The following is a 26,347-nucleotide window of genomic DNA, read 5'->3' as shown; positions in this document are numbered from 1 at the left end:
TGATAAAAAAGATTACCTCCTTACACACCTGGTTGGTTGAAGTAAAAACTATTCATAATATCACGCTGCTGCCAGCGGCATGATCAAAGTGCAACCGTAATCAGCAGTATGTGATTCCTTACTGGCGAGAGGGGTTAAATAAAGAGAATTATCATCAAAAACGGCGCCAAATCGGGGACCATATCGATAGTTGACCGGCCGATACGGCGTTAGCCAGCTGGCTAATTATCGCTATTAGTCACTTTTTCATGCCATTGATGTTAGAAAAGTGTTTATGTTCGTAAAAGTAGGTAAATAAAACCGCATCAGTTGCGTTTTTTTTGTTAACCTAGTCACATAAAGCAAGTGATTGCTTTTTCAAGTTAAAACAACATCACATCTTTAACCCGGCACGGCACACAGGGTGTATCCTATTATCAATCACTTTCTGAACGCGCAGAGCCGCCTGTTAACCGGCATTCTGCGATGACGGAGCCACGCGGTTTGAGAAGGAGAAGCACAACAATGCAGTCACAACACGATACCGAGCGCTCAAAATCCCGCCACAGCGAAATTTCACTGATATTCCCGGTTGTGGCGCTGGCGGTTCTGAGCATTTGGGGCACTACCGCTAATATGCCATTGATTGTCGGCATCAATATTCTTGCCCTGATCGGTATCCTCAGCAGCGCCTTCAGCGTGGTTCGCCATGCCGACGTGCTCGCCCATCGCCTGGGCGAACCCTATGGTTCACTGATTCTCAGCCTATCCGTAGTCATTTTGGAAGTCAGCCTGATTTCTGCCCTGATGGCCACCGGCGACGCCGCGCCGGCGCTGATGCGCGATACGCTCTACTCCATCATTATGATCGTGACCGGCGGCCTGGTGGGCTTTGCCCTGCTGCTGGGCGGGCGCAAGTTCGCCACCCAGCACGTTAACCTGAGCGGCATCAAACAGTACCTGATGGCCATCTTCCCACTGGCGGTGATCGTGCTGGTGCTGCCAAGCGCCCTGCCCGGCGGCAATTTCAACACGGCCCAGGCGCTGTTGGTGGCGGCAATTTCCGCTGCCATGTACGGCGTGTTTTTAATCATTCAAACCAAAACGCACCAAAGCCTGTTCGTTTATGAACATGAAGACGACGATGGCGATCCGCACCATGGCAAGCCTTCGTCCCACAGCAACACCTGGCACGCCGCGTGGCTGGTTGTGCATCTGGTTGCGGTTATCGCGGTAACCAAGTTCAACGCCGGCCCTCTGGAAGGCCTGCTGACCAAATTGAATGCGCCGGCGCAGTTCACCGGCTTCCTGGTGGCGTTGCTGATCCTGTCGCCTGAAGGGCTGGGCGCATTGCGCGCCGTGCTGAACAACCAGGTGCAACGCGCCATGAACCTGTTCTTCGGCTCGGTGCTGGCCACCATCTCACTGACCGTACCGGCGGTGACCATCATCGCCACGCTGACCGGCCAGACGCTGATTTTCGGCATGCAGGCGCCGCATATGGTGGTGATGCTGGCCGTGCTGATGCTGTGCCACATTTCATTCTCCACCGGCCGCACCAACGTGTTGAACGGCACCGCGCACCTGGCGCTGTTTGCCGCCTATATGATGACGATTTTCGCCTGATCGAAAGCGCCCTGGGGGCCAATGAACGTATGCCAGCCGGTTCATTGCCGGCTGGCATTTTTTATGCCTGAATAACGGCCAGGAAAAAGGCCGCCGCAGCGGCCTAGCAAAGATACATTAGTCATTTGAAATAAAAGGATTTATTTCTAAGCGTGTCCACGCATTGACCACACTTCGAAAAAAAATCCCCGGTTTTCCGGGGATTCTTCGTTTTAGCTACATCAACATGCTTTGCTGACCGTAATGTGTCGGGTGAGGTAACACCGGCACCACATGGCCGGGTTTCATAATGGTGCGTCCAATTGTTTCCATGGTGACAAATGTATGACTGCAGTTGATGTTCTGACACTGGTGATAACGTTCTTTGGTATTCTCACTGAGATAACGACTTGAACGAGCATGTGCAGCAGTTCCGCAGATATTGCAATGAAACATAATTTATCACCTCAACCATTCAATATTGATAAAGTTATTTTAGTCTTTTTTACTTTAATATCAATTAATTACTAACAAACCAGCCTTGCTAATTTTCCTCTTCGTACTCCACATCTAAAAGCTTAACCTCAAGTTCTAGTGATTGTCCACGCCTGCTCGTCTATGACGTGCTTAAACCCCCTCACTGCTACCGGCGTTTCTGGAAATAAATCCGCGCGCCCCATGGCAAGATTGATAGAAAACTCCGCAACACCACGTTGTAACTTATCCCACTTCGCCAGTGCTGCACGCATCGCCTGTGCCTTGCTGGCGTAGACTGTGGTGATAGCAAACACATTATCGGCCTCGCCGGTCATGTATTCCCCTTCACGCTCCTCTTTCGGCTTGGTCGCCGCTTTCTTGGCAGCAACCGGTTTTGCCTTTGGATGTTGCAACGCGCGCAGGTGCTGCGGCTTCGGTTTACGCTTGGGTTTTACGTGCTGCTTTTGCGGCTTAGGGTCTTTGGTGTGCAGCCATTTGGCCGTGACGCCGGTATAGGCCGCCCGGTCTGCAATGGCAAACTGATGCCCGTCACTGTCGCGACGCTCAATAGTCATCTGCGGTATTGGCTTGCCGCTGGCGGTCACACCATTCCCGGCCCTGATAAATAACAGCCTCCCGGCTTTTATCGACACCTCCGCGCCGTTACGGGTGACGAGGCGCGTCAGGAACTTGGCGTCAGACTCCTGCGACTGGTCGATATGCGGGACTTTAATCTCGGCCAATCCTTTCGCGACAATTGCCGACAGCTTGTTTCGCTCGGCAATCTTGCTAATCACCGCGCTTAGCGTTGTGTCGTGGTAAGACTCCTCCCGGCGGGCATTGAGCGAACCACGAAAATCAGCGGAGCGGGCGCGAATCGTCACCGTCAATTACGCGGTTGTCACAGGTGTCGCCCTCGACGCCAATGCGAAACCATTTAGATACTTTCTTTGCCATGAGCCATTGTCCTGAGTGGTTAAGGTCGGGCTAGTTTCCCGACTGACCACCCTCACGGCCAGCGACTGCCGACGGACTATCCCCCCAGACAACAGCACCTTAGCGCGCGGCCGTCGTGGCTTGCGTAGCCTTGCCCTCGTCATCCACACGAGGGCATATCATGCAAATCCAGACCGACACCTCGCTACTCAGCGACCCGCGCCGACAGGCCGCGTTGCTGAACTGGCAAGGTTTCTCCGTGAAGCAAATCGCGGAAATGTTGAAGCAGAAAGCACCCACGGTGCAAAGCTGGAAACAGCGGGAAAAATGGGACGATATCGCGCCGATCTCCCGTGTGGAGTCCAGCATCGAGGCGCGAATGGTGCAGCTCGTTCTCAAGACAAAAAAAGAGGGCAGCGACTACAAAGAAATTGACCTGTTAGGCCGCCAGATTGAGCGACTTGCGCGCGTCAGGCGCTACATGAATTCCGGCAACGAAGCCGACCTTAATCCCAACGTTGCCAACCCCAACAAAGGCGAGCGCAAAAAGCCGACAAAGAACTATTTCAGCGATGAGGCTATCGCAAAGCTTGAGGATATTTTTTACGACGAGTCTTTCGATTATCAGCTTGGCTGGCACAAAGCCGGACTCGCGCAACCGATCATTTTGCTTAACCGATCGGTGTTAGCCTCATTGGCGGCCTTTTCATACCCACCCCAAAACGCCCTCAGACGCCCACCTCGGCCCACTCCACCACACGCACCCGCGAATCAAAACAGAATGTCAAAACACCATCACGACGCGCTGACGCCGTCAATTCTGATAATTAAATACGTGCCTGCGCGCAATGCTATCCCCGCCACGCCTGCCCGCTTCATGTGTCGATTTTCATGCAGTTGCTTGCTTCACTCGCAGCCTTGCCAGCCATGGTTCAAATCAAAGAATGAAAACCCAATAGAGAAATGCAAAAAAATGCAAATTTATGCGTGGACTTTATTACATTTAATGATAAAAAATAGAGTCATCTTTGAGCTTCTTTTTATACCTTAAATGGTTTGTTTGATTTTGTTCAAAAAGGAACTACACAAAATGAGTACTCAGCAAGTTCTTAACACGCCCGTGACAGCATCCGTACCTGTAGTTGAGATTGATAACTTATTGAAAGGACTAGAGCAAACTACGGAGTTAGCATATTTTCGTCGTGTAGGTGGCCGACATGGCTTTGATGTGACAACCAGATGGGCAAGTACATTAGAAAACTTAAGAAAAACGCTAAGTGACCCAACAAAACAAGGCACGCCTGCTAATTATTCAAACTTACGATTAATTACATTAAAAATAATAACGGCAGCCAATCATTATTATTCTATAGATTATATCAAAGGTGGCGATTTACATCTCATTCCAACGATTACAGGATATAACAACTTCGACCCAACCTTTCAATCCGTATTCCCGACCAAATTAGAGGATGGTAATGGTCTACCACCTATCTCTGGCCACTTCATCACTTCAATTGAAGATATGGGCGATGGAAAAGCCATTATTTATTCTTATGTAATATTAAGAACAATAAATGGCCGCAGTAAGCTTCGTAGTAATCAATATCCAGAACAATACTTCAACACCGTATTTATTCCAAATGATCTAAGCCGAATTGAATATAGAGTTGATAAGTCGCTCGGGAAAAGATCTGCAGATAAAGCAATGGGCGAGTTGAGAAATAAACTCCTTGAATTGATGGTTGAGTTAAATATTAATCTTAATCTTGATACTGTTAATTTCTACAATGCAATTTCTAATATTTATAATGATAAAAGTTATGGACGTTTAGTTCAGGTCGATTTTCTTGACCCCAATGGCGATGAAGATGCGGTGCTTCGATGTAGAAATGACCCTAGCTATGATGCTCGTTATCGAGAAGTAGTATCTAAAACACAAAGCGGATCAACTAACTCATTAAATTTAAAAGTTTCTGGTGTTGCTGTAAGACTCGATAGTAAACTGCAGAAAGAGATCGTTTCAAACGAAATTGGTTTCGAACCTAGCAAAATTGATTGGGCTGTTAACAAGTTTTGTGGAGGATTTTACTTCACCCAGACAGCGGATCATCAGGCACATTATGGAGTGATAAATGATATCCTCACTAGAGCGAAATGATAGAATGCGCTCAATGATCATAAAACAAAGAGAGTTAGTAAAAGATCTTTGTGATTCTTCAGTTTTTATTACTGAGGATTCTCAACGATTTTACTATAATCTCCTTGAATATATCGAGAATCACACCCACAAGGAAATTTATACAATACCATTGTTGCGTCAAGCAATTAAAACCACCAATAACGATGATTTATTGAAAGTGGTTCAATTTTTTAGTGGTGGAGGCTCAAAGTTTTTCGATATAAAATATTGCTACGAGCAAGAAGATAGGCAGTATATTGAAATTCCTTTCGAGGAATATAATAATTATATATTAAACAACCAAGAACCTGTTGATATAAATGGTGTAGAGCTCGAAGATTTCAATCCAAAATACCTTTCATTTTATTGTTTGATAAATTTGGATTAAAGATGGAAAAGCAAAAAATCACAGCAGAACTACATAAAAGAAATAAATTCGATAGCGAAGATAATTTCATCTCAACATTATATTCTGATATTGCATCAATTATAAAACTTATTGAATCATCAAGTGACAAATACTATTGCGATGATGAAGATAAATTAAGTCACTCTATCGCTTCCTCTTTAATCCATCTGGGTTATAGAGCATCTGAGCAAACTAAAAAAAATGGTAGCGTAGACATTACTGTACACTCAAAAGATGATGCTTACGAATGGATTGCAGAAGCAAAAATAGGTTATGGTAACCAAAAAATATTTGAAGGTTTACTTCAACTCCTCACTAGATATATAAAAAGAGACAACCATGCAGGGGTTTTCATCTATTATCAAAAAGCCAAATCTACATTTTACTTTAAAGATTGGTTAAAATACTTACATGAAAACAAATGGACCGCTTACTGTTCTAAGCAAGGGACCCTAAATAAGGTTTCACCGCTACTGCAACACCTTAACCCCAGTCAATGCCCTACAGTAGTTGGTGATTGTTGTTTCGCAGATGTAAGTGTAATAAAACCGTCAAGTGACAATCTAAATATTCGATTTTTTTATATCGATGTCCATCATGAACCGTTAGATAAAAGTGGAGTAAACAACCAATCCATAGCTTATGGTCAGGCAAAAAACAAAATCAGGGATCTATATAATATGTGGCGGGAAGGAAGTTATGACGAAAGCATGACCAATGAATTATTTGAATCTATAAAAATATTTCATGATGACTGTCTTGATGATGAAAACGAGAGTGATACTAAGAATAAAACCTAATTATCAGCAAGGCACCTTAGATATGACCTATTCGTGAGCAGCGCCGAGGAAAAACACGCTCATGGGGATTTTATCTTTAATGCTATTCAGATGATTTTATTGTCCAATGAGACTATGTAGGAATGAATTACTACATTTCGTTTTTCTGCTGTGCAACTGATTAGTTTCCCCGCATTGTTCCTCTTTACATTTTCTACTGAAAACTCGGCCAATCGTCACATGTAAGATATGAAAGCTCTATACCATCTTTAATCACCGTAGCTCCACGTGTCAATACTTTCAGTTCCCAAGGTTCAGCAATAATTCCCTGGCGCGCCAGCTCAAGCCGGATTTGCGGAACCCTAGCTCTTTCTGCCGGAGTTAGACGCGCCGACGGCGAGTCATTCTGTGATTTCTTGCGATTTCGAGCAATTTCTAGGTGGCTACTCTTCGGTGATTGCTGTCTTAGAGCGTATCTCATCGTCTTGGCGACGTCGGCGTCATCCCAGCTAACATCCCCGCTCTCAATCAAACCCATCACCGCCGTGACATACTCAGGCGTTGCTACCTGCATATCTGGATCAGGTTCTCGCTGAACCTCCCCACAGTTATTGACAGGACTCCGAGGCGCGCCGGAGGCGCTTTTTAAAGTCAAAAGATTAACGTCAACAGCCTTGCGGACAATGCGCCATTCTGTTGACCGGGTTTCGTGGATATGGCCTGCGCCAAGGTGCGGGGCAAAAATGCCGACAATCTTTTGCACTTCTTCGTCATACGCGTTCGGCTCATCAGCCACCTAGCGCGCAACGCGAACAGTCTGCACATCACGCGGGACGTTTGCACCGCCCTGCCCGGCGATATAGGCGGCAAAGTCTCCAGCATCAGCCGCCGCACGCACTGCCTCGACTCGCTCGTCAAAGGAATCGGACAGGCTAACGCCACGAAGGCAAGCGGCCCGGCACTCACGGTAAGCGCCCATGGTGGGCACGCCAATAGGCTGAAACTGCGGGATGCGCCACGTTGACACCCAGGAGGTCACCGCCGCAGCCATATCGCGCAGCGGCTTGCCGGTGTCGTGGTCAATCTGGCCGTCGAGCGCATAACCGTCGATATTTTTGGCGATGTATTTAGCGATATACCCCGCCGCACCGCCCTTGTTCATGTGTTTGGCTTCAAACCGGTTCTTTGCCGCACCTCGCTCGTCGCCGTCCTCTTTCAAGGCATAGCGACGCATAATATAGATGACGTCCTGACGCTGCTTGCGCTGGCAGAAAAGCATCATATGCCAGTGCGGCGTACCGTCATGGTGTGGCTCAACGACGCGCATACCGTAAACGCTCAAATCGTTGTCTTTAAACGCGGTGCGCATCTTGCTCCAGATGTGCACAAGATAACGCTGGCCGTCTTTCGGTGAAAAGCCTCTAAATCCCAGTTGTGGTTAAACTGGACTTTTTCAGCCCCTTCTTTGCCGACGACGCGGATCGGGTGGTATTTCGATGGGGTGGTGATGGTGATAAACATGCCGACATGCTTCTCGCTGGCCGCAAATTTCTCTATCCCTGCGATGGTGCTCATCAGCTCCATCCGGCGGATTTCCGGGTTAGATATGCTGGCCATAACCTTATCAATTAGGTCGATACGCTCACCGGTAGCAACGTTCTCCAGCTCGCACCCTTTCAGATAGTCCATATTAGCAAGCCGCCGGGCCTGCACCTCACGGATAGCCTGCTTACTCGCGTAAGGGTGTTTTTTGAGGTTCACTTCACCGGCAGCAATAAGCAACGCCTCACGCCAGCGCGTGCGCTGAGCCTTCAACTGGCGTTCCCACCACTCGGAGTTAACCAGACGTGACAGACTGGCAATCGCTGATGTAGCGTCCAGCCTGCCTTTGAGATATTTGCGCCAATGCACCGGTGTGACGTTAAACGCCCGCACCATACGCGCGATGCGGCCATAGAATTCAGCCTGCACACTGTTGCTAATTAGCTGCGAATTATCCCCGTTATTTTCAGCGATAAACGCCTCACAATAGCGGTCATAATTTTGCAGCAACTATCCGGCGATGCGGTCAGCAAAGCGGCGCAACTCCTTGTTATCCACGCCCGGCAGACTCGCATAGTTGTCTACCTCCGCCATAAAGCACGACGAGGCGTTAAGATTCATCGCATTCTTTTCGTTAACGATTTCGATACGCGGCCAGATGCGACGCTGGAGCTGGAGCACTAGCCATTTATTAGCGGCGTGGATCCCCTGCTCTTTCAGCAGATAAGTATGGCGGCCCAGAAAAATAAGGCTGAGGAAATGCGGCAAGGATTGGATATTACGCAAAACAGCTTGCCCCTGAGCGTGTTGCTCACGGGTAAGCGGTCTTTCTTTGCCAATGGCGGATTTTGGGGCATTCCATGAATGAACACCGACGAACCGCTCGCCGGTAGTTGTAGCGAATGGCGGCGGCGGTGAGGGGGCTATACGCCCCCGGACTGATACAGTCATTTAACCAATTTCGCCACAACCTGCACTACTACCGCAATCACGAATAATGCGGCACCGATTAATAAGATGCCAACGGGCACAGCCCATAATGGTGCGGTGACCACCCACCAAGACCACGCGGCGAGAAAACCTGTCAGTTTCAACGTGATGAAAATTAGGCCGAACGGGCGCAACGAAAAGCGCATCCGTCGGAAATTTGATAGGAAACATGAAGCACAAGCTTTTGAGAAGTACATCACTGTCAGCTATCACGACAAAGAATGGCTCTCAAAGCCTACGGATAAAAGGTCATTATCTGAGCTGGTTAAATTGTGGTGGAACTACCATGGCAAGAACAATGACCACGGGCAGTCCTATCTAAGAAAACTGGAGCGCATTACGCGAATGATGGACAACCCAGCCGCATTTCAGATTGATAAATCTCGCATTACAGCTTATCGATCGGCGCGGCTAGCCGAAGGCATTAAAGCATCCAGCATTAATCGCGAAATGACAGCGATAAGCGGGATGTTTACCGACCTTGTCGACTCGGGGCTTTACTGTGGTGAGCATCCGATTCGCGGCAGCGGCAAGCTCAAAGAAGCCAATACGGAAATGACTTATCTTGCCCGCGATGAGATAAGCGTATTGCTACTGGCGTTAGATGGCGATAACCGCCGGGTGGCTGTTTTGTGTCTTAGCACTTGCGCACGTTGGGGAGAGGCCATCAAACTCAAAGCTGAGCATGTCATTCACAACCGTGTGACCTTTGTGCAGACGAAAAACGGGAAACGGCGCAGCGTCCCCATTTCTCAGGAAGTCTCTGACGAGATCGTTTCCCAAAAATCTGGGTTATTGTTTCCGCAAGCCTCTACAGCAATTTCCGAGAGATTTTTAAGGCGACCAAACCCAACCTACCTCACGGGCAAGCATCCCATTCGTTACGTCATACATTCGCAACTCATTTCATGATGAACGGGGGCAATATCATCACGCTCCAGCGAATACTTGGCCATGCGCGGATTGAGCAGACAATGAACTACGCTCACTTTGCACCTGATTTTCTTCAGGATGCAATTTCCTATAATCCGCTGGGAGGGAAAATCTATGTTTAGCGTCCACACATAGATAGTTTTCTAGGGGTTGTAGTTGTCTGTAGTGCAACTTAACCACCTGTTTTATATAGACAGTACTGATATTCAAGGCAAGAAAAAGGCCGCCGCGGCGGCCTTGGTTCGACAGGAAAAGCAGTGAGGGTTAGCTGTAGGCATGGAGCGTGCGCTGGCACAGGGCGGAGCGCACACAGTCTTGTTTTTCAAAGCGGATAATACCGACCATCTCGTCTTCTTCGAAGCGTTCAAGCGCATCGCTAAGACCGGATTTTACCCCGCGCGGCAGGTCGCACTGGGTGATATCCCCGTTGACGATCACCGTCACGTTCTCACCCAGACGGGTCAGGAACATTTTCATCTGGCTGGCGGTTACGTTCTGGGCTTCATCCAGGATCACCACCGCATTTTCAAACGTGCGGCCGCGCATATAAGCGAACGGCGCGATCTCCACCTTGCCGATTTCCGGGCGCAGGCAGTATTGCATAAAAGACGATCCTAAGCGGCGCAGCAAAATATCGTACACCGGGCGGAAATAAGGGGCGAATTTCTCAGAAATATCCCCGGGCAAAAAGCCGAGGTCTTCATCCGCCTGCAGAACCGGACGGGTAACAATTATCCGATCCACCTCTTTATGTATAAGGGCTTCAGCCGCTTTGGCGGCGCTGATGAATGTTTTGCCGCAGCCAGCTTCGCCAGTGGCAAATATCAACTGCTTATTTTCTATGGCTAATAAGTAATGACCTTGAGCTTCGGTTCTCGCCTCAATAGGGGAAGTATCGCGCTTATCCCGCGCCATGCCGATAGACTCGACGCCCCCCATTTGTACCAGCGAAGTGACGCTTTCTTCTTCAAGCTGGCGATGACTACGAGCGTCACGACGAATGACGCGTTTCGCTTCACGACGTGCTTTGATCACTGCTTTCTGTCTTCCCATAGTGGCACCTTACAGTTTGGTTCACCTACCGCAACGGCATTGCCGTGCGATCATGTTTACAAGCAGACTGTCGCCTCCTTCACAACCAATATAAGCCAACGGAAATGGTGAATACGCGGCAATTGCGTTGTGCCGTGATTCACCGGACATGGGTATATAAAGATGGGTGTTATAAGCTGAATGACGATGCGCGAAAAGCTGAGAGCTGGCGGAAAAAAGAGAGTCGGGGATAAGCCCCGTGTTACAACAGGAAGTCGGGAAAGGTATATCGTTTTTTCTTGCCAGCCCAAACATGGACTTTACCATTAGCGATCCCCGCAGTGATATTTGCAGCTCCAGGCTGCGCACCGTGTGAAAACTACCGCCAGATGATTACAGTATAATGACAATTCAAACCTGCGCGTTATCGAAAAGTAAAAAAAATTAATTACTGCAGTTTTCAACCAACGCAAAATCACTATATCACGCCGTTCAGCTTACGCCACCAAAACTTTACTCGCCTTATAAAACAATCTGTTGCGATTAAACCTGGCAGATGACATTTTCGTTTCCTGATTAAAAAAAACGCAAACAAAAAAGCGGCCATCGCGCATCTCAAACGGCAAACGCAGGCGGTCGTACATTTTTTGTCCAATCAGATAATGAAAAAGGCGGGAAAGCTCCCGCCCTGAAACTTGTTTGCCACTACCGCCGGTTTGCATCAGGCAAACCGGCGAGGTGGTTTATTTACTGTCCGGCAATGCATAGGCAATAACATAATCACCACGCTGCGGCGACTGGCGCGCACCACCTGCGCTGATAATAATGTATTGCTTGCCATTTTTCGGCGAGACGTAGGTCATTGGCCCGGACTGGCTGCCGACCGGCAGGCGTTCTTTCCAGATTTCTTTACCGCTGGCGGTATCAAACGCACGCAGATAGAAATCCTGGGTACCGGCAAAGAACAGCAAACCTGCCTGGGTAGAAAGGCTGGCGCCCAGCGTCGGCATACCGACTTCCATCGGCATACGCATCTTGATGCCCAACGGCCCGGTATCCTGCACCGTACCCACCGGTACCTGCCAAACCAGCTTGCCGGATTTCAAATCAACCGCTGACATGGTGCCAAACGGTGGCTTCTGGCAAGGAATGCCGAGCGGCGACAGGAAGCGCTCGCGCACCGCGCCATAGGGCGTGCCATCCATCGGCACCAGGCCCATTTCAATCCCGCTGGCGCCGGTCGGCACTTTGTTGCGCGGCACCATATAGTTGGCCAGCCCCAGGCGCATGTCGTTGACGAACATAATCGCGTTGTTCGGATCCACCGAAACGCTGCCCCAGTTCATCCCGCCAAGGGAGCCTGGGTACTGCAACGCGCGATCCAACCCTGGCGGCGTATAAACCCCCTGGTGACGCATGCCTTTAAACTCAATGCGGCACAGCAGTTGATCGAGCGGTGTGGCCCCCCACATGTCGGATTCCGTCAGCGTTTCATTGCCGATGTTCGGCATTCCCACGGAGAAAGGTTGGGTTTTCGCATAGCGTTCGCCAGGGACGTTGCCCTGCGGCACTTCACGGTCTTCAACCTTGGCCACCGGCTGGCCGGTTTCCCGGTTCAGCATGAAGATCATGCCCTGCTTGCTGGTTTGCACCAGTACCGGCGTTACGCCGCCGTTACCGTCGGGCAGATCGTAAAGCAGCGGCTGCGATGGCAGGTCAAAGTCCCACAGATCGTGGTGCGTAGTCTGGTAATGCCAACGCACCTGGCCGGTTGCCGCATCCACCGCCACCACGGAAGAGTTGTATTTATCATCCAGCGCGGTACGTTCGCCGCCGAAGAAGTCTGGCGTGGCGTTGCCGGTTGGCAGGTAAATCAGGTTCAGCTTGGCATCATACGCCATGGCAGACCAAACGTTCGGTGTGCCGCGGGTATAGGTTTGCCCTTCCGGCGGCAAGCGCGTGATGGCCGGGTTACCCGGATCCCATGCCCAAGCCAGTTCACCGGTATGCACGTCGTAGGCGCGCACCACGCCCGGGGGTTCGCCCGTGGAGTAGTTATCCGCCACGCGCCCGCCGACCACCACCAGGTTGCCGGCAACCAACGGCGTTGAGGTTTGCTGGTAATAACCCGGTTTCACTTCGCCCATACCGACTTTCAGATCGACAATGCCGTTGGCGCCGAAATCTGCGCAAGGCTGGCCGTTATCGGCATTGATCGCGATCAGACGAGCATCGGTAGTCGGCAGGAACAAGCGGCGCGGGCAGACGGCGGCGGCGTTATTCGCCACCGCATCGCTTTGGGCCGGCGCCGGGTGTTCAGCATCCGCGAAATATCCCAGGCCGCGGCAACGCTGCCAGTTCGGCGCCTGGGCTTTCGGATCGTACACCCACTGCTGTTTGCCGGTATCGGCCTCCAGCGACAACACTTTGCCGTAAGCGGTGCACACATACAGTGCGTTGCCGATTTGCAGCGGCGTGTTTTGATCTTCCGCGCCCGAGCCGTTGCTCTGCGGAATATCGCCGGTGTGAGCAACCCAGGCAACCTTCAACTGGTTGATGTTGGTCTTGTTGATTTGGTCCAGCGCCGCAAAACGGTCGCCGTGGGTGGTGTTGCCCCAGTGCTCCCAGTTTTTCTGCTCGCTACCTGGCGCAACCGGCTTCACCGGCACGTCTTCGGTGGCGGCCACGATCGGCGCCGGCACAAAGGTATAGCCAAAACCGGCCACCAGCGCGATCGCCAGCAGCGCCGCCAACACGTAGCTCGGTGCGCCGCGCCCGGTGCCGCCTACCTGTTTCTTCAGCCACGGATAAGCCAGCGCCACCAAAAACGCCAGCACACCGAACATGAACAACCGCGAGAACAGCGGCCAGAAGGTCAGGCCCACATCCCATAGCGCCCAGGCGATGGTCAATACAAAGGCCAGCGCATACAGCCAGGCGCCGGCCGGTTTACGTTTGATAATAAGCACCGCGGCGATCAGCATCGCCAGCCCCATCACCAGAAAATACAGACTGCCACCCAGCGTCGCCAGGTAACCCCCGCCGATCGCCAGCGTCAGGCCGATAACCCCCATCAGGCCGCCTAGCAGCCAGATGAGGTATATCCCTATACTTCGTTTTCCACTTGAATTTGCCATATTTGCTCTCCCACCCACAGGTGGCGACGCCATTGTGGGTGCAATAGTTTTAATCCTATCCGCCATACTTCAAGTTGCAGCCGCGTTGCTTTTGCCCCTCGAATGACTTTGGATATCTATCTACAGTTGCCATAGGTTATTCAATTTCATTTCACCGCTGCTACGGCGTTGGTTTTGTATGCCACATTTATAATTCCCTTTATTCAAAAGAATAGGCAACGCTCATACCGCCGCCCCAATTTCTGCCCGGCGCCGGTTCGAAATAGCGCCCATTGCTTTCATTTACAATCACAGAACCGACGTATTGCCGATCAAATACGTTGTCCACCCGGCCAAAGACGGTAAACAGCCAGTTGCCCATCGGATAGCGATAACCGGTATTCAGCGCCACGGTGGTATAAGACGGTGCCTGCGCCGTATTTTCGTCGTTGGCCTGGATATTGCTCATATAGCGGACCTCGGCGCCGGCGAACCAGCCGGCCGGCGGTGACCAGGCCAGGGAAGCATAGCCCATATTGCGTGCGATCCCCGGCATCCGGTAACCGCGCAGCACACTGCTGTCGGCACTGCATTCGCTGTCGCCACAGACATTGTCGCGGTAGCGGGCGTCCAGCAACGTCCAGGCCAACTGCAGGTGCCAGTCATAGGCGAACTGCTGATCCAGCGCCAGCTCAAGGCCACGCCGCCGCGTCTGGCCGGCGTTCTTATAGCTGCTGCGGCCGTTGCTGCTTTCATCCACCACGATTTCATTTTTGGTGTTGGTCTGGAACATCGCGGCAGTGAACAAGCCATTGCCGATGCGCGTTTTGCTGCCCAGTTCCACTGTTTCGCTGGTTGACGGCTTCAGATCGAAATTCAGCCCGGACAGCCCGCCGGAACGGTAAGAGAGCTCGTTGATGGTCGCCGTTTCAAAACCACGCCCGGCGGACACATACATATTCCACCCCGGCGTGGCGGCATAGTTGAGCGAGGCGGCCGGCAACCAGCGGTGATAGCGCGCGCTGCCGCTGTCATCGCCATTGTTGCCGGTGACATAAAAATCATTGGAATCGAAATTGACGGTGCTAAAGCGCACGCCGGCATCCAGCGTCAAGCGTGGCGTTAACTGCCAGGAGGTCTGCAGATAAGGATCCAGGCTCCACATCAGGTTGCGCTCGTTGCGGCGCAAATCGCCCAGGGTGCCTAACTCCGTCACGCCATTGTTTACGGTAAAGTTTTCATAGCCCTTGCGGCGTTCCGTCATGGTTTCATAATCCAACCCGCCGGTCAGGGTGACGGGCACCGCGCCCAATTCGCCACGGTGCGTCCAGCGGGTATCAATCCCCTGATAGCGGCGGGTGAGATCGATCACCCCGCCCGGGTGCTGATCGCTGCTTTGCTGCACCGAAGCCGGGATTGCCTGGTATTGCGTAGTTTCGCGTATCCCGGCGTACATCATCACGCTCAGATCGTCATTGGCGCTCATCTGGCGTTCATAATGCAGCCCGGCCTGGGTTTGCTTGGTGCTCTTGCGCGAATTGTACTGATCGGCCCGCGGCGCCTGGCGTGGGTTAGCGCGCCATTCGGCTTCGGTCAGGCCGCCGGGATCGTTGGCGTTGATATCCACGCTGTTGAACAACAACGTCAGGGTGCTGACGTCATCAATCCGCACCCCCAGCTTGGCATTGCCCAGGTTCTTTTGCGCGCCGCTGTGATCGCGGTAGCCCTGGGTGGTAAAGCGCGTCGCGGAGACGGCGTAGTTCACATCGCCGGCGTGGGTGCCATCGCCGGTGGCGCCGGTCGCTTTAAGCCCATAACGCCAGGTGCCGTCGCTGCCGAAATACATCCCGGATTCAATGCGCGGCGGCTGCTGGCCCGTTTCGGTGACCACGTTCACCATCCCGCCGGAGGCATTACCGTACAGCGCCGAAAACGGCCCGCGCAGCACTTCCACCCGTTCGGCCGAGTTTAAATCGATATTCGACGTTTGCCCCTGCCCATCCGGCATGGTGGCCGGGATGCCATCGACATAGATCCGCACGCCGCGCACGCCGTACATCGAACGGGCGCCGAAGCCACGCACGGAAAGTTGCAAATCTTGCGCATAGTTTTGGCGGTTCTGGATCTGCACGCCAGGCACGCTGCCCAGGCTTTCAGAGAGGTTAATCTGCGGTTTGGCATCGCGCAGCTGTTCGCCGTTGACCACGCCGACCGCGGCCGGCGTCGACAGTTCAGAAAGGCCTTCACGCTTTGCCGACACTACCATCGCCGATGTGTCATCACTGTCCTGTGCAAAACAGACGGAAGCGGGCAGCAATACAGGAATAAGAACGGCAGAAAACGCCGCCGTCTTTTTATGGGAGATATTTTTCATGAGGAAGGTGCCGTTAATGAACCCAGGTAAAATGAACCATTTGGAACACGAGTGGCGACATGTTAATACTTATAACATCCCATTGAAAAGAGTTAGCAACAATTTAAAACGTCAGCAACAAATCCCTTAAGGAAATTATTAACACAAATTAACGTATGTGCAGTATCAGCCCCGCACGAAACGCCTAACAGCCATAACAGTCGCCATAATTAACAACAGGTTAAAGCCAATCCTTTTTTTAACCTTACCGTTTATTATCAGCACCCGGAATGGATAAATCCAGTAGGTTAACCAGGCAATGCTGTCTGCCTGGCACCAATCCTTTACACGCCACGGTAATTCCCCCCTTAAGGGAGGAACCGAAATACCGTTATACCGTTTTAAACTCTGCTTCAGCTTTGGCGAACCGTTCGGTCATCGCCGCAGAAGGTGCACGGCCCAGCAGGCTGACCGCCACGATGGCTATACAGCCAAACAGGAATCCTGGAATAATTTCATACAGATCCAGCCAGCCGTACTGTTTCCAGACCAATACCGTGATAGCGCCCACCAGCATCCCCGCCAGCGCCCCGTTGCGGGTCATACGCGGCCACAGCACCGAAATCAGCACCACCGGCCCAAAGGCGGCGCCAAAACCGGCCCAGGCGTAGCTCACCAGCCCCAGCACACGGTTTTCCGGATTGGCCGCCATCGCGATGGAAACCAACGCCACCACCAGCACCATCACACGGCCAACCCACACCAGCTCGCGTTGGCTGGCCTTTTTGCGCAGGAAGGCTTTGTACAAATCTTCCGTAATGGCGCTGGAACAGACCAGCAGTTGGCAACTCAGGGTGCTCATGACCGCCGCCAGAATCGCCGACAGCAACACACCGGCCACCCACGGGTTGAACAGCAGCATCGCCAGCTCAATAAACACCTGCTCGCCGTTTTGCGTTACGTTGCCGGCCTGGTGCGGGTTATTCGAGAAGTAAGCGATGCCGAAGAAGCCGACGGCGATGGCACCCACCAGGCACAGGATCATCCACACCATGCTGATACGGCGGGCGCTGCGGATCGTGTGGTGGGAGTCTGCCGCCATAAAGCGCGCCAGGATGTGCGGCTGGCCGAAGTAGCCCAGCCCCCAGCCCATCAGCGAAGCGATCGCCACCACGTTCAGCCCTTTCAACATATCCGTGTTGGCCGGGTTCTTGGCTTCAATCACCAGCATTGAACTGTCGATCCCGCCGACGGCAAAGATCACCATCAGCGGCGTCAGAATTAAGGCGAAAATCATCAGGCTGGCCTGCACGGTGTCGGTCCAGCTCACCGCCAGGAAACCGCCCACGAAGGTATAGACGATGGTGGCGGCCGCACCGGCCCACAGCGCCGTGGTGTAACTCATGCCAAAGGTACTTTCGAACAGCCGGGCGCCGGCTACCACGCCGGAGGCACAGTAAATGGTAAAAAAGACCAGAATGACAATGGCGGAAATCACCCGCAGCAGCTTGCTGTTGTCCTCAAAGCGGCTGGTGAAATAATCCGGCAGCGTCAGCGCATTGTTGTTGGCCTCGGTATGCACCCGCAGCCTGCCCGCCACCAGCTTCCAGTTCAGATAGGCACCAATGATCAGGCCGATGGCAATCCAGCTTTCGGAAATGCCGCTCAGGAAAATGGCGCCCGGCAAGCCCATCAGCAGCCAACCGCTCATATCCGACGCACCGGCGGAAAGCGCCGTCACCACGCTGCCCAGGCTGCGCCCGCCTAAAATATAATCATCGAAGTTATTGGTCGCCCGGTAGGCAAAGAAACCGATCAGCACCATCCCAAAGATATACACCAGGAAGGTCACCAGCATTGGTGTGCTCATTGTCATTTAATTCTCCAATTTCATTATTATTTGATCGCGATGTTTTTCACTGCGCGCGCCGGAACGAGGCGAAATTAAAAAACGGGCAGCAGCAGCGCGGGGGTCCTCCCCTCACGCCGGTTATCCTAGATGACACCGTTGCGAACCAACAAGAAATTTAACTACGGGGTTACACAAAGTTTACCCGCATCACATTCCTCTGGCGAAGGTTGCACCCGACAATCAACCTTAGAACAACTTAAACAAGCGATAATTCACGCTATAAAGCGGTGATAATAGGGGATCAAACACCCCTTTCCCGAGTTAACAATTTAAAATACCTCACACTCTGAAAAACGCATCGTTTTAACAGGGTTGCACAAAGTTGCAACATGCCCGATATTATCCCCATCCGACAGACACACAACCTATCCCGCCGGCCGATAACAGCAGGCACATAGGCTCCCTGGAGCCCCTGCCGGAAGCGGGTAACCACAAATACAGGAGTTGGCGAGGTATGGGTACAACCACCATGGGCGTGAAACTTGATGAAGCCACACGCGAACGGATTAAGAGCGCGGCGCAACGTATCGATCGCACGCCACACTGGTTAATCAAACAGGCCATTTTTAACTACCTGGAACGCCTGGAAAGCGGGGCCGATCTCCCTGAGCTGCCGGTATCCACCAACAGTGCTCCGCAGCAAGCGGACGATATTATGCAGCAAGAAGTGGAAGAGTCACACCCGCCTTTTTTGGAATTCGCCGAACAGATTTTGCCGCAATCGGTCACCCGCGCGGCCATTACCGCCGCCTATCGCCGCCCGGAAACAGAAACGGTAGCCATGCTGCTTGAACAGGCGCGTTTGCCGGCCGATCAGGCCGAAGCGACCCACCGCCTGGCCTACCGCATCGCAGAGAAGTTGCGCAACCAGAAAAACGCCAATGGGCGCGCGGGTATGGTGCAGGGGCTGCTGCAAGAGTTTTCCCTTTCATCGCAGGAAGGGGTGGCGCTTATGTGCCTGGCGGAAGCGTTGCTGCGCATCCCCGATAAGCCGACGCGTGATGCGTTGATCCGCGACAAAATCAGCACCGGCAACTGGCACTCACACCTGGGCCACAGCCCTTCCCTGTTTGTCAATGCCGCCACCTGGGGCCTGCTGTTCACCGGCAAGCTGGTTGCCACCCACAACGAGGCCAACCTTTCCCGCTCGCTGAACCGCATCATCAGCAAAAGCGGCGAGCCGTTGATCCGCAAAGGGGTGGATATGGCGATGCGCCTGATGGGCGAACAGTTCGTCACCGGGGAAACCATCGCCGAAGCGCTGGCCAACGCCCGCCGGCTGGAGGACAAAGGCTTCCGCTATTCCTACGATATGCTGGGGGAAGCGGCGCTGACCGAAGCCGACGCGCAGGCGTACCTGGTTTCTTACCAACAGGCGATCAATGCCATCGGCAAAGCCTCTAACGGCCGTGGCATTTATGAAGGGCCGGGGATCTCGATCAAGCTTTCGGCCCTGCATCCGCGCTATAGCCGCGCACAGTATGAGCGCGTGATGGAAGAACTCTATCCACGCCTGCTGGCGCTCACCCTGATGGCGCGCCAGTATGATATCGGCATCAATATTGACGCCGAAGAGGCTGATCGCCTGGAGCTCTCGCTCGATCTGCTGGAAAAACTCTGCTTTGAGCCACAGCTGGCCGGCTGGAACGGCATCGGCTTTGTGATTCAGGCCTACCAGAAGCGCTGCCCGTTGGTGATTGATGCGCTGATTGATATGGCCACCCGCAGCCGCCGGCGCCTGATGATCCGCCTGGTCAAGGGCGCCTACTGGGATAGCGAAATCAAGCGTGCACAGATTGACGGCCTGGAAGGCTACCCGGTGTATACCCGCAAGGTGTATACCGACGTTTCCTACCTGGCCTGCGCGCGCAAACTGCTGGCGGTGCCGAACCTGATCTACCCGCAGTTTGCCACCCATAACGCCCATACCCTCAGCGCCATCTACCATCTGGCCGGCAATAACTACTACCCGGGCCAGTATGAGTTCCAGTGCCTGCACGGCATGGGCGAACCGCTGTACGAACAGGTAGTGGGCAAAGTGGCCGACGGCAAGCTCAACCGGCCGTGCCGCATTTATGCGCCGGTCGGCACCCACGAAACCCTGCTGGCCTATCTGGTGCGCCGCCTGTTGGAAAACGGCGCCAATACGTCGTTCGTTAACCGCATCGCCGACAGCAGCCTGCCGCTTGATGAACTGGTGGCGGATCCGGTGCAGGCGGTTGAAGCGCTGGCGGCCAGCGAAGGCCAGGTTGGCCTGCCGCACCCGAAAATCCCCTTGCCGCGCGCGCTGTATGGTAAACAACGCATCAATTCCAGCGGGCTCGATTTATCGAATGAACACCGGCTGGCATCGCTTTCCAGCGCCCTGCTCACCAGCGCAACCCAACCCTGGCACGCAGCCCCCATCATTAATGCAGCGTTGGATCTCGGCGTTGAGCAACCGGTGGTTAACCCGGCGGAGCCTGGCGATATCGTCGGCTATGTGCGTGAGGCCAGCCGTGAGGAAGTCAACCGTGCGCTGGATGCCGCCAACGCCGCCGGCCCGATCTGGTTTGCCACACCGCCGGACGAGCGCGCCGCCGTGCTGGAACGTGCGGCTGAACTGATGGAAGCACAGTTGCAAAGCCTGCTCGGCATCCTGGTGCGGGAAGCGGGCAAAACCTTTGCCAATGCGATTGCCGAAGTGCGCGAGGCCGTCGATTTCCTGCGTTACTACGCCGCCCAGGTGCGCCACGACTTTGCCAATGACAGCCATCGCCCATTGGGGCCGGTAGTCTGCATCAGCCCATGGAATTTCCCGCTGGCAATTTTCACCGGCCAGGTGGCCGCGGCATTGGCGGCGGGCAACAGCGTGCTGGCTAAACCGGCGGAACAAACGCCGCTGGTGGCCGCACAGGCCGTGGCGATTCTGCTGGCCGCCGGTATTCCGCCGGGCGTCTTGCAACTGTTGCCCGGCCAGGGCGACAGCGTGGGCGCTGCACTGGTTAGCGATCCGCGCACCCGCGGCGTAATGTTCACCGGTTCCACCGAAGTGGCCGGTATTCTGCAACGCAGCATCGCCGCCAACCTGGATCCACAGGGCCGACCAACGCCGCTGATTGCTGAAACCGGCGGCCTGAATGCGATGATCGTCGACTCCTCGGCACTTACCGAACAGGTGGTGACGGATGTCGTCGCCTCCGCCTTCGATAGCGCCGGCCAGCGCTGTTCTGCACTGCGGGTGCTGTGCATTCAGGAAGACGTCGCGGAGCACACCCTGAAAATGCTGCGCGGTGCCATGGCCGAGTGCCGCATGGGCAACCCGGAACGCTTATCAACCGATATCGGCCCGGTGATCGACGCCGAAGCCAAGGCCAACATCGAAAACCATATCCAGGCCATGCGTGCCAAAGGGCGCAGCGTATACCAGGCGGCGCGCGGCAATGCGCAGGAGGAAAGCGAATGGGCGCGCGGCACCTTTGTGAAGCCGACGCTGATTGAATTGGACAGTTTCGGCGAATTGCAAAAAGAAATCTTCGGCCCGGTGCTGCACGTGGTGCGTTTCCAACGCGAAAACCTGGCCACGCTGATCGAGGAGATCAATGCGGCGGGCTATGGCCTAACGCTGGGTATCCATACCCGCATTGATGAAACCATCGCCCGCGTCACTGAACGCGCCAAGGTCGGCAACCAGTACGTTAACCGCAATATGGTCGGCGCCGTGGTCGGCGTGCAACCCTTTGGCGGCGAAGGGCTATCCGGCACCGGGCCAAAGGCTGGCGGGCCGCTGTACCTGTACCGCCTGTTGGCCAACCGCCCGGACGATGCCGTGCTGCGCACCCTGAATCGCCAGGATGCGGATCAACCGGTGACAACCCCGGCGCAGGCCCCATGGCTGGCGGCGCACCAGGCGTTAGTTCAGTGGGCCAAAGCCGCGAAGTTAGCCACGCTGGTTCCCCTGGCGCAGCGTTACGCCGAGTTGAGCCAAAGCGGCAGCGTGCGCCCGTTGCCCGGCCCTACCGGTGAGCGCAACACCTATACTCTGCAGCCGCGTGAACGCGTGCTGTGCCTGGCGGATGAAGAAGGCGATGCTCTGGCCCAGTTGGCCGCCGTGCTGGCCGCCGGCAACCGGGCGCTGTGGCCGGAAGCTGAACTGCAACGCACGCTATACCGCCGCCTACCGGCCGAGGTGCAAGCGCGTATTGATTTCAGCAAGGAATGGCAAAGCGATGAACAGTGGGCGTTTGATGCCGTCATCCACCATGGGGATGCCGATCAGCTCCGCACTCTGTGCGAGCAGATCGCCGAACGCCGTGGCGCTATCGTTACCGTGCAAGGGTTCGCCCGCGGCGAAACCAACATCCAGTTGGAACGCCTGTGGCTCGAGCGCTCGCTCAGCGTCAACACCGCCGCCGCCGGCGGCAATGCCAGCCTGATGACCATCGGCTAACCCCAAACAGTCCCCTCTCCCTCTGGGAGAGGGCTAGGGTGAGGGCCATCACTCGCACCAACCAATCCCCTCTCCCTCTGGGAGAGGGCTAGGGTGAGGGCCGCTCAACGATTCAGAAACTTATCAAGAAACTGCCGTGTCCGCGGGTGCTGCGGATGACTAAACAGCTCCTTGGCCGGCCCCTGCTCCACAATCTGCCCCTGATCCATAAAAATCGCGCGGTCGGCAACGTCGCGGGCAAAGCTCATTTCATGGGTCACGATCGCCATGGTGCGTTTCTCCTGCGCCAACGCACGAATAGTGCTCAGCACTTCCCCCACCAGCTCCGGATCAAGCGCCGAGGTCGGCTCATCAAACAAGATCGCTTCCGGCTGCATGGCCAACGCACGGGCTATCGCCACCCGTTGCTGCTGCCCGCCGGAAAGGCGTTTCGGGTAGGCGTGCTCTTTGCCGCTCAGTCCCACCTTGGCCAACAGCACCCGCGCGCGTTGCTCGGCGCTGGCTTTGGCTTCGCCTTTCACAATCACCGGCCCTTCGATAATATTTTCCAATACCGTGCGGTGCGGGAACAAATTGAAGTTCTGGAACACAAACCCCACCTCCTGGCGCAGCGCGCGCACCTGCGCCTTTTGCCGGCTAAGCGGCCTGGCGCTGTCAATGCGGATATCGCCCACCGTGATGATGCCGGAATCCGGCACCTCCAACAGGTTGATGCAACGCAGCAGTGTGGTTTTTCCCGAGCCGCTGGGGCCGATAATCGCCACCACTTCGCCCGCGTTAATCGCCAGATCGATACCGTGCAGCACCGGCTGACCATTAAAATGCTTAACCAGTTTCTTAACGTCAATGGCGCTCATCGTTACGCGTTCTCCTGGCGGTTAACCTGCGCTTCCAGACGGTTTTGCAAGGCGGAAAGCAGCGTCGCCATCACCCAATAAATCAGTGAGGCGGCCAGATACATCGTAAACACCTCCAGCGTGCGCGACGTGATCAACTGCGCCTGACGGAACAGCTCAGGCACCTGAATGGTCGCCGCCAGCGACGTGTCCTTCACCAGGCCGATAAAGCTGTTGCCCAGCGGCGGTAATGCCGTACGCGCTGCCTGCGGCAGGATCACCCGCCGCAGGGTCTGCCAGCCGCTCATACCGATGCTGGCGGCGGCTTCCCACTGCCCTTTATCAATAGAGGAGATCGCCGCGCGCAGGGTTTCCGAGGTATAGGCCGCAGTATTCAGCGAAAGCCCAATCAGCGCCGCCGGGAAAGGATCCAGTTCGATCCCGAACTGTGGCAGGCCATAGTAGATCATGAACAGTTGGGCGATCAGCGGCGTGCCACGGAATAAGGAGACATAAAACCGTGCCAGCCAGGCCAACGGCCAGAAACGCGAAAGACGCATCAGCGCCAGCAGAAAGCCGAGCGCCAGGCCCAATGCCATGCCCCCCAGGCTAAGCTGGAGGGTCAGCAGCGCCCCTTTCAATAAAAACGGCGCTGAATCCAGCGCCAGTTGGATACTCTCGTGCATTATTGCGTTACGTCCGCGCCAAACCATTTCTCGGAGATTTTCGCCAGGCTACCGTCGGCCCGCATCGCGGCAATCGCCTGATTAATGGCATTCAACAGATCCGGGTTGTTTTTGCGCACCGCCACGCCCGCTTCCTGGCGCGAAAACGCCGGGCCGGCAACCGCCAGCGTATCGCCGGTTTTCTTCACCAGATCCAGCGCCGCCAGGCGGTCAACCAAAATGGCGTCGATGCGGCCCACGCGCAGATCCTGATATTTGGTAGGATCATCATCATAGGTGCGCACATCCACGCCCTGCACGTTTTCACGCAGCCACTGTTCGTAGTTGGTGCCCAGGCCCACGCCCACCTTTTTGCCTTTCAGATCGTCCGGCTTGGCGATCTCGCCCACATTGCCCTTTTTCACCAGCGCCTGAATACCGGAAACGGTATACGGGGTGGAGAAATCGTATTTCTTTTTACGCTCATCGGAGATCGTCACCTGGTTTATCACCACGTCAATGCGTTTGGATTCCAGCGAGGCCAACATGCCGTCCCACTTGGTGGGGGTCAGCTTGGCTTTAACCCCCAGATGCTGGGCTAACGCATCGGCAAAGTCCACTTCGAAGCCGGTGAGCTTGCCATCTTCGCCCTGAAAGCTGAACGGCGGGTAAGTGCCCTCCAGGCCGACAATCAGCGTGCCGCGTTGTTTAATCTTGTCGAGTAAATTCTCTGCGGCATGGGTTTTCAGCGGCAGGCCGGCGACCAGAGCCACCGCCATCACCCCCATCAGCAGTTGACGACGAACATTTGAAAAGACCATAAATACCCCGTATGCAGTTTTTTTGATTTGCGATCGGTAGATTACCCACATTGCCGCGTGCTTGATGGAATATAAACTCATAAATGCGCGGCTAAATGGAATATACCCAAGGTAATGGTTAGCAAGACAAAACGCCCCGCCAACCTGAAGTATAACGGGGATAGCCGCTATACCGCGGGATGATAGGCAAACAGGGCCGGCGCCCCACCGGTATGCACGAACAGAATCGGGCCATCATCACGAAAACGTTGCTGGGCGATGCCGTCAATTAACCCGGCCATCGCTTTGCCGGTATAAACCGGATCCAGCAAAACGCCCTCCAGTTGGGCCAGCAGACGCACCGCCGACATCCCTTCTTCATTCGGCATACCGTATTGCGGCGCGAAATAATCATCCCAGAGGGTAATAGGCGCTAAGGCGTCGCTCGCCAGCGAGCAGGCCAGCGCCTTCTGCAATTGCTCAACCTTCGGCAACTGATCGATCACCTTGCGGGAAACGGTCACCCCGACCAACTCCGTGCCGGGCAATAGCTGTTGCAGGCCAACGGCCAGCCCGGCATGGGTGCCGGCACTGCCGGAAGCCACCACGACGGCGGCGAACTGCACATCTCGCGCCTGCTCGGCGATTTCCAGCGCGCACTGCACGTAGCCCAGCGCCCCCAGCGCGTTTGAGCCCCCCACCGGCACAATATAGGGGCGGAACCCTTGCGCTTCCAGGCGCGTGCCCAGATCGGCCAGCTGCGCCTGCGGATCATGCAGCGCATCGCACATAACGACTTCGGTATTGAACAGTTCCAGTAGCAGCCGGTTGCCGTTAGTGAGGTAATTTTCCGCCGTGGTATCAATCGGGTTTTCCAGCAGCGCAACGCAGTGCAGGCCGAGCCTGGCGGCCACGGCCGCGGTTTGGCGCACGTGGTTGGATTGAATGGCGCCGGCGGTAACCAAGGTATCGGCCCCTTGTCTCAGCGCGTCAGCGGCCAGATACTCCAGCTTTCTCAGCTTGTTGCCGCCCATGGCGATGGGCGTGACGTCGTCACGTTTGATGTAAATTTCACGGCCAAGATAGTCAGAAAGGCGAGGCAGTTTTTCGAGCGGCGTCGCGGAACCAACAAGATCCAGGCGCGGAAACTGCGCCAGTTGCTGTTGCAGATTCACAACTTCCCCCTGGGGTTAAGGCATCAAGATCGAAAGGCTATATTTAGCAGATGTAGGCTCAATAATCACTGTTTATTCCAGGCGGCGCGGGCCACTTATATGCCCATGCTCTGCATCACACTATGAGCATGAAGCGCAGCTGCGCCGGCACAAAACGCGCTAACCGCCAGCGGGAGTGCAATTCGCGGCGTGCGCCG

Annotated in this window: 15 protein-coding genes and 6 pseudogenes; 8 read left to right on the top strand and 13 right to left on the bottom strand. The window is 54.4% G+C overall.

The window, feature by feature from the left end; translation table 11 throughout:
* Window positions 1-86 precede the first annotated feature (86 nt).
* Window positions 87-194: pseudogene (locus tag ACN28Q_RS22620) on the top strand (siderophore-interacting protein); the annotation flags it as partial.
* Between the two features lie 310 nt (window positions 195-504).
* Window positions 505-1,605, top strand: a complete 1,101-nt coding sequence (gene chaA, locus ACN28Q_RS22615) for a sodium-potassium/proton antiporter ChaA (RefSeq protein ID WP_095848395.1) — start codon at window positions 505-507, stop codon at window positions 1,603-1,605.
* A gap of 216 nt (window positions 1,606-1,821) precedes the next feature.
* On the opposite strand, the gene ACN28Q_RS22610 is transcribed toward chaA, so the two are convergent.
* The 3 genes and pseudogenes from ACN28Q_RS22610 to ACN28Q_RS22600 all read right to left on the bottom strand — a co-directional run.
* The gene (locus ACN28Q_RS22610; RefSeq protein WP_095848394.1) at window positions 1,822-2,040 is read right to left on the bottom strand and encodes a DNA-binding transcriptional regulator; all 219 of its coding nucleotides are present in this window, start codon (window positions 2,038-2,040) and stop codon (window positions 1,822-1,824) included.
* Window positions 2,041-2,128: 88 nt separating this feature from the next.
* A pseudogene (locus ACN28Q_RS22605) lies at window positions 2,129-2,948 on the bottom strand (contractile injection system protein, VgrG/Pvc8 family); the annotation flags it as partial.
* Window positions 2,938-3,018, bottom strand: a pseudogene (locus ACN28Q_RS22600) (GPO family capsid scaffolding protein); the annotation flags it as partial. The pseudogenes ACN28Q_RS22605 and ACN28Q_RS22600, both read right to left, overlap by 11 nt.
* A 160-nt stretch (window positions 3,019-3,178) precedes the next feature.
* Here ACN28Q_RS22600 and ACN28Q_RS22595 point away from each other — a divergent pair.
* The 4 genes and pseudogenes from ACN28Q_RS22595 to ACN28Q_RS22580 all read left to right on the top strand — a co-directional run.
* Window positions 3,179-3,691, top strand: a pseudogene (locus ACN28Q_RS22595) (terminase gpP N-terminus-related DNA-binding protein); the annotation flags it as partial.
* Window positions 3,692-4,087: 396 nt separating this feature from the next.
* The gene (locus ACN28Q_RS22590; protein ID WP_131928991.1) at window positions 4,088-5,158 is read left to right on the top strand and encodes a hypothetical protein; all 1,071 of its coding nucleotides are present in this window, start codon (window positions 4,088-4,090) and stop codon (window positions 5,156-5,158) included.
* On the top strand, window positions 5,133-5,567 hold the full coding sequence (locus ACN28Q_RS22585) for a hypothetical protein (protein ID WP_095848391.1): 435 nt from the start codon (window positions 5,133-5,135) through the stop codon (window positions 5,565-5,567). The genes ACN28Q_RS22590 and ACN28Q_RS22585 overlap by 26 nt, the downstream gene beginning before the upstream one ends.
* A gap of 2 nt (window positions 5,568-5,569) precedes the next feature.
* Window positions 5,570-6,388 carry a hypothetical protein gene (locus tag ACN28Q_RS22580; protein ID WP_095848390.1) on the top strand — a complete coding sequence of 273 codons (819 nt, stop codon included), beginning with the start codon at window positions 5,570-5,572 and terminating at the stop codon, window positions 6,386-6,388.
* A gap of 193 nt (window positions 6,389-6,581) precedes the next feature.
* Here the strand turns inward: ACN28Q_RS22580 and ACN28Q_RS22575 are convergent.
* Window positions 6,582-8,860 (bottom strand): annotated as a pseudogene (locus ACN28Q_RS22575) (replication endonuclease).
* A 147-nt stretch (window positions 8,861-9,007) separates the two neighbouring features.
* Between ACN28Q_RS22575 and ACN28Q_RS22570 the strand changes: the two are divergent.
* Window positions 9,008-9,954 (top strand): annotated as a pseudogene (locus ACN28Q_RS22570) (phage integrase).
* Between the two features lie 142 nt (window positions 9,955-10,096).
* On the opposite strand, the gene phoH reads toward ACN28Q_RS22570, so the two are convergent.
* The 5 genes from phoH to putP all read right to left on the bottom strand — a co-directional run bounded on the left by phoH (window position 10,097) and on the right by putP (window position 18,209).
* A complete protein-coding gene (phoH, locus tag ACN28Q_RS22565; RefSeq protein ID WP_095848389.1) occupies window positions 10,097-10,885 on the bottom strand; it encodes a phosphate starvation-inducible protein PhoH in 789 nt (262 codons plus the stop codon).
* Between the two features lie 476 nt (window positions 10,886-11,361).
* Window positions 11,362-11,586 carry a hypothetical protein gene (locus ACN28Q_RS22560; RefSeq protein WP_095848388.1) on the bottom strand — a complete coding sequence of 75 codons (225 nt, stop codon included), beginning with the start codon at window positions 11,584-11,586 and terminating at the stop codon, window positions 11,362-11,364.
* 21 nt (window positions 11,587-11,607) lie between these two features.
* A complete protein-coding gene (locus ACN28Q_RS22555) occupies window positions 11,608-14,001 on the bottom strand; it encodes a glucose/quinate/shikimate family membrane-bound PQQ-dependent dehydrogenase (protein ID WP_095848387.1) in 2,394 nt (797 codons plus the stop codon).
* A 199-nt stretch (window positions 14,002-14,200) separates the two neighbouring features.
* Window positions 14,201-16,354: a TonB-dependent receptor PqqU gene (gene pqqU, locus ACN28Q_RS22550; RefSeq protein ID WP_095848386.1), complete on the bottom strand. Its 2,154-nt coding sequence runs from the start codon at window positions 16,352-16,354 to the stop codon at window positions 14,201-14,203.
* Between the two features lie 370 nt (window positions 16,355-16,724).
* Complete coding sequence (gene putP, locus ACN28Q_RS22545) at window positions 16,725-18,209, bottom strand: sodium/proline symporter PutP (protein WP_095848385.1); 1,485 nt, start codon at window positions 18,207-18,209, stop codon at window positions 16,725-16,727.
* A 490-nt stretch (window positions 18,210-18,699) separates the two neighbouring features.
* On the opposite strand from putP, the gene putA reads away from it, so the two are divergent.
* Complete coding sequence (putA, locus tag ACN28Q_RS22540) at window positions 18,700-22,674, top strand: trifunctional transcriptional regulator/proline dehydrogenase/L-glutamate gamma-semialdehyde dehydrogenase (protein WP_095848384.1); 3,975 nt, start codon at window positions 18,700-18,702, stop codon at window positions 22,672-22,674.
* A 104-nt stretch (window positions 22,675-22,778) separates the two neighbouring features.
* On the opposite strand, the gene tcyN is transcribed toward putA, so the two are convergent.
* The 4 genes from tcyN to ACN28Q_RS22520 form a co-directional block, all read right to left on the bottom strand.
* Complete coding sequence (gene tcyN / locus ACN28Q_RS22535; protein WP_095848383.1) at window positions 22,779-23,531, bottom strand: L-cystine ABC transporter ATP-binding protein TcyN; 753 nt, start codon at window positions 23,529-23,531, stop codon at window positions 22,779-22,781.
* Between the two features lie 2 nt (window positions 23,532-23,533).
* On the bottom strand, window positions 23,534-24,196 hold the full coding sequence (tcyL, locus tag ACN28Q_RS22530; RefSeq protein ID WP_095848382.1) for a cystine ABC transporter permease: 663 nt from the start codon (window positions 24,194-24,196) through the stop codon (window positions 23,534-23,536).
* Window positions 24,196-24,996, bottom strand: a complete 801-nt coding sequence (gene tcyJ / locus ACN28Q_RS22525; RefSeq protein ID WP_095849164.1) for a cystine ABC transporter substrate-binding protein — start codon at window positions 24,994-24,996, stop codon at window positions 24,196-24,198. Before tcyJ ends, tcyL begins: the two co-directional genes overlap by 1 nt.
* A gap of 167 nt (window positions 24,997-25,163) precedes the next feature.
* Window positions 25,164-26,150: a D-cysteine desulfhydrase gene (locus tag ACN28Q_RS22520; RefSeq protein ID WP_095848381.1), complete on the bottom strand. Its 987-nt coding sequence runs from the start codon at window positions 26,148-26,150 to the stop codon at window positions 25,164-25,166.
* Window positions 26,151-26,347: the final 197 nt, after the last annotated feature.

Origin of the sequence: Gibbsiella quercinecans (assembly GCF_002291425.1) — a bacterium.
In the GTDB taxonomy this organism is placed as follows: domain Bacteria; phylum Pseudomonadota; class Gammaproteobacteria; order Enterobacterales; family Enterobacteriaceae; genus Gibbsiella; species Gibbsiella quercinecans.
Note: the sequence above shows the minus strand (reverse complement) of the source record. Positions and strands in the feature narration are given on the sequence as shown.

Excerpts from the sequence above, each read along its gene's own strand:
- chaA (WP_095848395.1), top strand. The coding sequence starts at position 505 with ATGCAGTCACAACACGATACCGAGCGCTCAAAATCCCGCCACAGCGAA.
- ACN28Q_RS22610 (WP_095848394.1), bottom strand. The coding sequence starts at position 2,040 with ATGTTTCATTGCAATATCTGCGGAACTGCTGCACATGCTCGTTCAAGT.
- ACN28Q_RS22590 (WP_131928991.1), top strand. The coding sequence starts at position 4,088 with ATGAGTACTCAGCAAGTTCTTAACACGCCCGTGACAGCATCCGTACCT.
- ACN28Q_RS22585 (WP_095848391.1), top strand. The coding sequence starts at position 5,133 with ATGATATCCTCACTAGAGCGAAATGATAGAATGCGCTCAATGATCATA.
- ACN28Q_RS22580 (WP_095848390.1), top strand. The coding sequence starts at position 5,570 with ATGGAAAAGCAAAAAATCACAGCAGAACTACATAAAAGAAATAAATTC.
- phoH (WP_095848389.1), bottom strand. The coding sequence starts at position 10,885 with ATGGGAAGACAGAAAGCAGTGATCAAAGCACGTCGTGAAGCGAAACGC.
- ACN28Q_RS22560 (WP_095848388.1), bottom strand. The coding sequence starts at position 11,586 with ATGCAAACCGGCGGTAGTGGCAAACAAGTTTCAGGGCGGGAGCTTTCC.
- ACN28Q_RS22555 (WP_095848387.1), bottom strand. The coding sequence starts at position 14,001 with ATGGCAAATTCAAGTGGAAAACGAAGTATAGGGATATACCTCATCTGG.
- pqqU (WP_095848386.1), bottom strand. The coding sequence starts at position 16,354 with ATGAAAAATATCTCCCATAAAAAGACGGCGGCGTTTTCTGCCGTTCTT.
- putP (WP_095848385.1), bottom strand. The coding sequence starts at position 18,209 with ATGACAATGAGCACACCAATGCTGGTGACCTTCCTGGTGTATATCTTT.
- putA (WP_095848384.1), top strand. The coding sequence starts at position 18,700 with ATGGGTACAACCACCATGGGCGTGAAACTTGATGAAGCCACACGCGAA.
- tcyN (WP_095848383.1), bottom strand. The coding sequence starts at position 23,531 with ATGAGCGCCATTGACGTTAAGAAACTGGTTAAGCATTTTAATGGTCAG.
- tcyL (WP_095848382.1), bottom strand. The coding sequence starts at position 24,196 with ATGCACGAGAGTATCCAACTGGCGCTGGATTCAGCGCCGTTTTTATTG.
- tcyJ (WP_095849164.1), bottom strand. The coding sequence starts at position 24,996 with ATGGTCTTTTCAAATGTTCGTCGTCAACTGCTGATGGGGGTGATGGCG.